Origin of the sequence: Nocardioides sp. ChNu-153, from assembly GCF_030466625.1 — a bacterium.
In the GTDB taxonomy this organism is placed as follows: Bacteria; Actinomycetota; Actinomycetes; order Propionibacteriales; family Nocardioidaceae; genus Nocardioides.
Genome location: NZ_JADEVT010000007.1, coordinates 159,709 through 168,187, shown reverse-complemented (window position 1 = coordinate 168,187; position 8,479 = coordinate 159,709). Strand labels below are relative to the sequence as shown.

The following is an 8,479-nucleotide window of genomic DNA, read 5'->3' as shown; positions in this document are numbered from 1 at the left end:
GGTCGCCGGCGCGGCGCGGCACCCAGGCCAGGCGGGCACCGGTCGCGGCGGCCAGGCGGGCCGCGGCGGCCAGCGCGCCGGGCGAGGTGGCGAGCCGCTCGCCGACGAGCACCACGTCCTGGGCCTCCAGCGGGCTCCCGGCCAGGTCCGCGGCCCGCGCGGCCAGGCCGTCGAGCACCGCGGCCTCGCCGCCCGGGGCGGTCGGCACGTGGACGGCCGTCAGCTTGCGGGCGCCGCGGGTGAGGTACGGCGCCACGGCGAGCACCGTCGTACCCTTCCGCGTCGCCTTGCGCAGGCGCAGGAACAGCGTCCCCGCCTCCTCCTCCGGCTCGAGCCCGACGAGCACGACGGTGCGGGCGCCCTCGACGTCGCCGGTCGTGACGGCACCGTGGCCGGGGCGGGTGAGCACGACGTGGCTCGCGAGGAAGTCGGCCTCGTCGGGTCCCAGCGGGCGGGCCCGGAAGTCGACGTCGTTCGTGCCGAGGGCGACGCGGGCGAAGGTCGCGTAGGCGTAGGCGTCCTCGACCGTCAGCCGGCCGCCGGGCAGCACGCCGACCCCACCGGCGTCGCGGGCAGCGGCGAGGCCGCGGGCGGCGACGGCGAACGCCTCGGTCCACGACGCGGGACGCAGGGAGCCGTCGGCGTCGCGCACCTGCGGGTAGCGCAGCCGGTCGGGGGCGGTCGTGTAGCGGAACGCGAAGCGGTCCTTGTCGGTGATCCACTCCTCGTTGACGTCGGGGTCGTCGCCCGCGAGGCGGCGCACCACCGCGCCGCGGCGGTGGTCGACGCGGATCGCGGCGCCGCAGGCGTCGTGCTCGGCGACGCTCGGGGTGGAGACGAGGTCGAAGGGCCGGGAGCGGAAGCGGTAGGGCTCGCTCGTCAGCGCCCCGACGGGGCAGATCTGGATGGTGTTGCCCGAGAAGTAGGAGAGGAACGGCGCGCCCGGGGCGATGCCGATCTGCTGCTGCGCCCCGCGCTCCACCAGGGAGATGAACGGGTCGCCCGGCACCTGCTCGGCGAAGCGGGTGCAGCGCTGGCACACGATGCAGCGCTCGCGGTCGAGCAGCACCTGCGGCGAGAGGTTGATCGGCTTGGGGAAGGTGCGCTTGGTGCCCTCGAAGCGGGACTCGGCGCGCCCGTTGCTCATCGCCTGGTTCTGCAGGGGGCACTCGCCGCCCTTGTCGCAGACCGGGCAGTCGAGCGGGTGGTTGACGAGCAGCAGCTCCATCACGCCCTGCTGGGCCTTGTCGGCGACGCCCGAGGTGGCCTGGGTGTTGACGACCATCCCGTCGGCGACCTCGAGGGTGCACGACGCCTGCGGCTTGGGCAGCCCGCGGCCGTTGCCGGCGTCCGGCACGTCGACGAGGCACTGGCGGCAGGCGCCGACGGGCTCGAGCAGCGGGTGGTCGCAGAAGCGCGGCACGTGGATGCCGACCTGCTCCGCGGCCCGGATGACGAGCGTCCCCCTCGGGACCGCCACCGCGACCCCGTCGATGGTGACCGTGACGAGGTCCGTCGCGGTGTCCGGTGTCAGGGTCACACCCCCACCTCCTGGGCGTAGGCCGTCGAGGCCGCGGGCGGGAACAGCTCGCGGCTGGGGGTGTGCATCCCGGCCTCGAACTCCTCCCCGAAGTACTTGATCGCCGACGTGATCGGGCTGGTCGCGCCGTCGCCGAGGGCGCAGAACGAGCGGCCCAGGATGTTGTCGCAGAGGTCGAGCAGCTTCTCGACGTCGCCCGGCTGCCCCTCGCCCGCGTCGATGCGGGCCAGCGTCTGCACGAGCCACCACGTGCCCTCGCGGCACGGCGTGCACTTGCCGCACGACTCGTGCTTGTAGAACTCCGTCCAGCGCAGCACGCAGCGCACGACCGAGACCGTCTCGTCGAAGATCTGCAGCGCCCGGGTGCCGAGCATGGAGCCGGCGGCGCCGACCGACTCGTAGTCGAGCGGTACGTCGAGGTGCTCGTCGGTGAGGATCGGCGTGCTCGAGCCGCCCGGCGTCCAGAACTTCAACCGGTGCCCCGCGCGCACGCCGCCGGCGAGCTCGAGCAGCTGGCGCAGCGTGATGCCGAGCGGCGCCTCGTACTGCCCCGGGCGGGTGACGTGGCCCGAGAGCGAGTAGATGACGAAGCCCTTCGACTTCTCCGTGCCGAGCGAGGCGAACCAGGCGGCGCCGTTGCGGATGATGGCCGGCACCGAGGCGATGGACTCGACGTTGTTGATGACGGTCGGGCTCGCGTAGAGACCGGCGACCGCCGGGAACGGCGGACGTAGCCGCGGCTGGCCGCGCCGGCCCTCCAGGGAGTCGAGCAGCGCCGTCTCCTCGCCGCAGATGTAGGCCCCGGCGCCGGCGTGCACCACGAGGTCGAGGTCGTAGCCCGAGCCGTGGATGTCCACGCCCAGGTGCCCCGCCAGGTAGGCCTCCTGCACCGCGCGCTGCAGGCGCCTCACCACGTGCAGCACCTCGCCGCGCACGTAGATGAAGGCGTGGTGGGCCCGGATCGCGTAGGCGGCGAGGATGACTCCCTCGACCAGCGTGTGCGGGCTCGCCATCATCAGCGGCACGTCCTTGCAGGTGCCCGGCTCCGACTCGTCGGCGTTGACGACGAGGTACTTCGGGTTCGGGTTGTCCTGCGGGATGAAGCCCCACTTCATGCCGGTCGGGAACCCGGCGCCGCCGCGCCCGCGCAGGCCCGCGTCCTTGACGGCCGTGATCACCTCGTCGGGGGTCATGGCGAAGGCGGTGTCGAGGGCGTCGTACCCCCCGCGGGCCTCGTAGGACGCCAGGGTCCAGGAGCGCTCGTCGTCCCAGTTGTCGGTGAGCACCGGGGTGAGCGGCGGGATCGCGGTCACTCCTTCCCCTCCTCGATCTTCGTCTCCGTCTCGGCGCGGCCGGTGTCGGCCTGCTCGTCCGCGGCGACCGCGGCCTGCTCGCTGGAGTCCGCGTGCTCGTCGGTACGGCGCGCGTCGGTGTCGCTGCGGGGGGCCTCCCACCCGCGCTCGCGGGCGACGCGCAGGCCGGCGAGCGACGCCGTACCGGCGCCGGGGCCCTCGTCCGCGCGGTCGTCGGGGAACCCGGCCAGCACGCGCTCGGCCTCCCGCCACGTGCAGATGCGGGGACCGCGGGTGGAGTGGACCTCGGCGCCGGAGCGGAGGTCGTCGACGAGGCGGACGGCGCTCTCGGGCGTCTGGTCGTCGACGAACTCCCAGTTGACCATCACGACGGGGGCGTAGTCGCAGGCCGCGTTGCACTCGACGTGCTCCAGGCTGATGCGGCCGTCGTCGGTGGTCTCGTCGTTGCCGATGCCGAGGTGGTCCTGCAGCGTCGCGAAGATCTCGTCGCCGCCCATGACCGCGCAGAGCGTGTTCGTGCAGACCCCGACGTGGTAGTCGCCGACGGAGCGGCGCTTGTACATCGTGTAGAAGGTCGCGACCCCGCTGACCTCGGCCGGGCTGAGGCCCAGCACGTCGGCGCAGGCCTCGATGCCCGCCGGCGTGATGCGCCCCTGGGCCGACTGCACGAGGTGCAGCATCGGCAGGAGCCCCGAGCGGCCCTGCGGGTAGCGCGCGGCGATCTGCCGCAGCTCGCCCAGGGTCGTGGCGTCCAGGCTGGCGTCCAGGGCGGTGCCGTCGGAGGTGGCGGCCGCGTCCAGCGGCCCGGTCCCGGCGCCCGTGACCTCGGTCATCGGTCCACGCCTCCCATCACGGGGTCGATCGAGGCGATGGCGACGATGACGTCGGCGACCATGCCGCCCTCGCTCATCACGCTCGTCGCCTGCAGGTTGGTGAAGGACGGGTCGCGGAAGTGGACCCGGTAGGGGCGCGTCCCGCCGTCGGAGACGACGTGGGCACCGAGCTCGCCGCGGGGCGACTCCAGCGGCACGTAGGCCTCGCCGGCCGGCACGCGGAAGCCCTCGGTCACCAGCTTGAAGTGGTGGATGAGGGCCTCCATCGACTCGCCCATGATGTGGCGGATGTGGTCGAGGCTGTTGCCCTGCCCGTCGCTGCCGATCGAGAGCTGGCTGGGCCAGGCGATCTTCTTGTCGGCGACCATCACCGGGGCGCCGACGAGCCCCTCGAGCCGGGTGACGCACTGCTCGACGATGCGCAGGCTCTCGAACATCTCGTTGACGCGGATGCGGAAGCGGCCGTAGGAGTCGGCCGTGTCCCAGGTCTGCACGTCGAAGTCGTAGGTCTCGTAGCCGCAGACCGGCTGGGTCTTGCGCAGGTCCCAGGGGTAGCCGGTCGAGCGCAGCACCGGTCCGGTCATGCCGAGCGCGAGGCAGCCCTCGAGGTCGAGGTAGCCGACGCCCTCGAGGCGGGCCCGGAAGATCGGGTTGGCGTTGCAGAGCGTGGCGATCTCCGGCAGCCGCTTGCGCATGAGCGCGACGAACGCCCGCACCGCGTCGAGCGCGCCGTCCGGCAGGTCCTGCGCGACGCCGCCGGGGCGGATGAAGGCGTGGTTCATGCGCAGCCCGGTGATGAGCTCGAAGAGGTCGAGCACCTGCTCGCGCTCGCGGAAGCCGACGGTCATGACGGTGAGCGCGCCCAGCTCCATGCCGCCCGTGGCGATGGCGACGAGGTGGGACGAGATGCGGTTCAGCTCCATGAGGAGCACCCGCATGACCTGCGCCTTCTCCGGCACCTCGTCCTCGATGTCGAGGAGCCGCTCGACGCCGAGGCAGTAGGTGGCCTCGTTGTAGAACGGCGACAGGTAGTCCATCCGGGTGCAGAACGTGACGCCCTGGGTCCAGGTGCGGAACTCCATGTTCTTCTCGATGCCCGTGTGGAGGTAGCCGATGCCGCAGCGGGCCTCGGTGACCGTCTCGCCCTCGAGCTCGAGGATGAGGCGCAGCACCCCGTGGGTGGAGGGGTGCTGCGGACCCATGTTGACGACGATCCGCTCCGCGTCGCCGTCGGCGCCCAGCGCCCCGGCGACCTCGTCCCAGTCCTGTCCGGTGACGGTGAAGACCCGGTCGCCCCGCCCGCCCGCGGCGTCGCGGCCCGCGCCCGCGGCGTACGGGTCGCCCTGCGTGGTGGCGGTCATCAGCTGTACGACCTCCGCTCGTCGGGCGGCGGGATCGTCCCGCCCTTGTACTCCACCGGGATCCCGCCCAGCGGGTAGTCCTTGCGCTGGGGGTGGGCCGGCCAGTCGTCCGGCATGAGGATCCGCGTCAGCGCCGGGTGGCCGTCGAACTGGATGCCGAAGAAGTCCCACGTCTCCCGCTCGTGCCAGTCGGCCGTCGGGTACGTCGCGACGATGCTCGGCACGTGGGGGTCGCCCTCCGGGCAGGAGACGTCGAGGCGCACGCGGCGGTTGTGGGTCATCGAGAGCAGGTGGTAGACGGCGTGCAGCTCGGCGCCCACGTCCTCGGGGTGGTGGACCCCGCTGACGCCCGAGCACAGCTCGAAGCGCAGGTCGGGGTCGTCGCGCAGCACGCGGACCACGGCCGGGAGGTGCTCGCGGCGCACGTGCAGCGTCAGCTCGCCGCGGTGCACGACCACCGACGCCACCGCCGCCGGGTCGCCGACCCGCGCGAGCAGGGTGTCGACGCAGTGGTCGAACCACCCGCCGTACGGGCGCTCGGCGGGGGGCGGGAAGACCACGGTGCGCTGCAGGCCGCCGTACCCGGACGTGTCGCCGCTGCCGCGCACCCCGAACATGCCGGTACGTCGGCCCCGCACGTCGGCGCCGTCCTGGTGGCCGCGGGGGTCGGCCTGCGGCTCGGTGCGGGCGAGGTGCCGCTCGCCCTCGGTGCGGGCGTCGCTCACCGCAGCAGGCCCTTCTGCTCCTCGGTCGGGAGCGCGCTGAGCGCCTCCGTCTCGAGCTCGGCGACCTGAGCGGCGCGGTTGGCGCCGAGCTTCGTGTGCTGCACCTGGTCGTGCAGCTTGAGGATCGCGTCGATGAGCATCTCGGGGCGCGGCGGGCAGCCGGGGAGGTACATGTCGACGGGCACGACGTGGTCGACGCCCTGCACGATCGCGTAGTTGTTGAACATGCCGCCCGAGCTGGCGCAGACGCCCATGGCGAGCACCCACTTGGGCTCGGCCATCTGGTCGTAGATCTGGCGCAGGACCGGCGCCATCTTCTGGCTCACCCGGCCCGCGACGATCATCAGGTCGGCCTGGCGGGGACTGGCCCGGAAGACCTCCATGCCGTAGCGCGAGAGGTCGTAGCGCGGACCGCCGGTCGTCATCATCTCGATCGCGCAGCAGGCGAGCCCGAAGGTCGCCGGCCAGAAGCTGGCCTTGCGCATGTAGCCCGCCACGCCCTCGACGGTGGTCAGCAGCACCCCGCTGGGGAGCTTCTCCTCGATGCCCATGTCGTCAGTCCCAGTCGAGTCCGCCGCGGCGCCATTCATAGGCGTAGGCGAGCGTGATGTTGAAGAGGAAGAGGAGGACGGCGAGGAGGCCGAACCACGAGAGCTGGTCGAAGTGGACCGCCCACGGGACGAGGAACATGATCTCGACGTCGAAGATGATGAAGGTCATCGCGACCGTGTAGTACTTCACCGGGATGCGCCCGCCGCCGAGCGGCTGGGGCGTCGGGTCGATGCCGCACTCGTAGGAGTCCAGCCGCGCCCGGTTGTAGCGGCCGGGGCCGGTCATCGTGCTCACCACGACCGAGAAGATCGCGAACCCGCCGGCCAAGGCCAGCAGGGCCAGCACCGGTGCGTAGAGCCCCACGGCCACCCTCCCTCCGTCCGTCGCGCGCCCCGTCCGAGGGGGGCGTCGCGAGCGCGCTCGTGACCTTGTGAAACGAATCACATGGTGGCGCGCGTCACACCATAGACCTCGGGCCCGACGAGCGCGACCCCCCACGCGCCGGGCGTGACCGGGCCGTGACCTGGCCATTTACAGCACGGCCGAGTGGGGTAATTGCGGGGTGCGCGCCGGCCTCGCGGGCGGCGGGCGGCGCCGTACCCGGGGGACGTCATGCGATCGGTGGCCCCGGGCGCACGGTCCGCATGACGTCCGGCGACGGGGTCGGCGGCGGAGGCGGGAGGAGGGGGATCAGGCGGTGGCGCGGTGCAGGGCGACGATGCCGCCCGAGAGGTTGCGCCACTCGACGCCGGACCAGCCGGCGTCGCCGATGACGCCCGCGAGCCGCTCCTGGTCGGGCCACGCGCGGATGGACTCGGCCAGGTAGACGTAGGCGTCCGGCGAGGACGACACGGCGGTGGCGACGGGCGGGAGGGCGCGCATCAGGTACTCGACGTACACGGTGCGGAACGGCGCCCACGTCGGGTGGGAGAACTCGCAGACCACGAGCGTGCCGCCGGGGCGGGTGACGCGGTGCATCTCCGCGAGGGCGGCGGCGTGGTCGACGACGTTGCGCAGCCCGAAGGAGATCGTGACGGCGTCGAAGCTGTCGTCGGCGAACGGGAGGCGGGTCGCGTCGCCGGCCACGAAGGGCAGGTGGGGGCGCGCCTCCTTGCCGACCTGCAGCATGCCGAGGGAGAAGTCGCACGGCACGACCACGGCGCCCGCGCCGACGAACGGGGCGCTCGAGGTGCCGGTGCCGGCGGCCAGGTCGAGCACGAGGTCACCCGGTCGCGGGTCGATCGCCCGGAACACGTCCCGACGCCAGCGGCGGTCCTGGCCCAGCGACAGCACGTCGTTGGTGATGTCGTAGCGCTTCGCGACCTCGTCGAACATGCGGCGGACGTCGGTCGGTCGTTTGTCGAGCTCTGCGCGGGCCACGATCGCCAAGCCTACGTCGCCGCCGGACGCGCCCGTCAGGCGGAGAGCTCGGTCCAGATCCCGTCGACGAGCGACTGCACGGCCTCGCCGTCGGCGAGGCTCAGCACGAACGCGCGGACCGTGAGGTCGTCGGAGGTGCGGCGGCACTGCATCTCCTGCACCTGCGGAGTCGGCGACACCTCGCCGGAGACCACGTCGAGCACGCACTCCACGTCGCCGTACTCGGCGAGCAGCAGGCGGGCCTGGCCCGACTCCGGGTCCTGGAGCGTCGCGGGCACGAGCGGGCCGTCGGGCCCGCGGTAGGCCTGGATCGCCACGAGCGCGCTGCTGCTGAGGTCGAGGTAGCGCTCGGCGTCGGCCGGCACCCCGGCCTGCTCGACGAGCTGCGCGTCGGCGTAGGCCCACGACTCCTCGACCTGCGCGAGCTGCTCGGGGTCGCCCTCCTCCTCGAGCACGGCGGTCAGCGAGGTCCACCGGCCGACGTCCTGCGGCAGCACGAGGTCACCCGCCCCACCTGCGGACCCGCCCTCGGAACCGTCGCCCGAACCGCCCTCGGCGCCGTCCCCGCCCTCCCCCGCGATGCCGCCGGCCCCGGCGGCGCTGCCGCCGTCCTCGACCAGCCTCGGGAGCACGACGGCGAGCACGACGAGGAGGAGCAGGGCGACGAGGCCGCCGACCGCGGCGAGGACGGAGTCCTTGCGCTTCAGCGTGGCGACGGCGCGGGAGTCAGGGGAGGGCACGACGTGTGACGGTAGCAACGCCTGCCGTGGGGAGG

The 8,479-nt window shown here is 73.1% G+C and carries 9 protein-coding genes; all 9 read right to left on the bottom strand.

Translation table 11 applies throughout. The features are described from left to right. On the bottom strand, nucleotides 1–1,540 hold a 1,540-nt coding region (locus INN71_RS11370; RefSeq protein ID WP_301800421.1), incomplete at its 3' end, for an NADH-quinone oxidoreductase subunit G. Continuing rightward, nucleotides 1,537–2,853: an NADH-quinone oxidoreductase subunit NuoF gene (nuoF, locus tag INN71_RS11365; protein WP_277500153.1), complete on the bottom strand. Its 1,317-nt coding sequence runs from the start codon at nucleotides 2,851–2,853 to the stop codon at nucleotides 1,537–1,539. The genes nuoF and INN71_RS11370, both read right to left, overlap by 4 nt. Next, on the bottom strand, nucleotides 2,850–3,686 hold the full coding sequence (nuoE, locus tag INN71_RS11360; RefSeq protein ID WP_277500152.1) for an NADH-quinone oxidoreductase subunit NuoE: 837 nt from the start codon (nucleotides 3,684–3,686) through the stop codon (nucleotides 2,850–2,852). The genes nuoF and nuoE overlap by 4 nt, the downstream gene beginning before the upstream one ends. After that, nucleotides 3,683–5,047 (bottom strand): NADH-quinone oxidoreductase subunit D, encoded by a 1,365-nt coding sequence (locus tag INN71_RS11355; protein ID WP_277500151.1) that lies wholly within the window; start codon nucleotides 5,045–5,047, stop codon nucleotides 3,683–3,685. The genes nuoE and INN71_RS11355 overlap by 4 nt, the downstream gene beginning before the upstream one ends. After that, the gene (locus INN71_RS11350; protein ID WP_277500150.1) at nucleotides 5,047–5,772 is read right to left on the bottom strand and encodes an NADH-quinone oxidoreductase subunit C; all 726 of its coding nucleotides are present in this window, start codon (nucleotides 5,770–5,772) and stop codon (nucleotides 5,047–5,049) included. Before INN71_RS11350 ends, INN71_RS11355 begins: the two co-directional genes overlap by 1 nt. Then, the gene (locus INN71_RS11345) at nucleotides 5,769–6,323 is read right to left on the bottom strand and encodes an NADH-quinone oxidoreductase subunit B family protein (RefSeq protein ID WP_277500148.1); all 555 of its coding nucleotides are present in this window, start codon (nucleotides 6,321–6,323) and stop codon (nucleotides 5,769–5,771) included. The genes INN71_RS11350 and INN71_RS11345 overlap by 4 nt, the downstream gene beginning before the upstream one ends. A 4-nt stretch (nucleotides 6,324–6,327) precedes the next feature. Then, complete coding sequence (locus tag INN71_RS11340; RefSeq protein WP_277500147.1) at nucleotides 6,328–6,687, bottom strand: NADH-quinone oxidoreductase subunit A; 360 nt, start codon at nucleotides 6,685–6,687, stop codon at nucleotides 6,328–6,330. A 327-nt stretch (nucleotides 6,688–7,014) separates the two neighbouring features. After that, nucleotides 7,015–7,704: a demethylmenaquinone methyltransferase gene (locus tag INN71_RS11335; RefSeq protein ID WP_277500146.1), complete on the bottom strand. Its 690-nt coding sequence runs from the start codon at nucleotides 7,702–7,704 to the stop codon at nucleotides 7,015–7,017. A gap of 35 nt (nucleotides 7,705–7,739) precedes the next feature. Then, nucleotides 7,740–8,444 carry a hypothetical protein gene (locus INN71_RS11330; RefSeq protein WP_277500145.1) on the bottom strand — a complete coding sequence of 235 codons (705 nt, stop codon included), beginning with the start codon at nucleotides 8,442–8,444 and terminating at the stop codon, nucleotides 7,740–7,742. Between the last annotated feature and the right edge of the window lie 35 nt (nucleotides 8,445–8,479).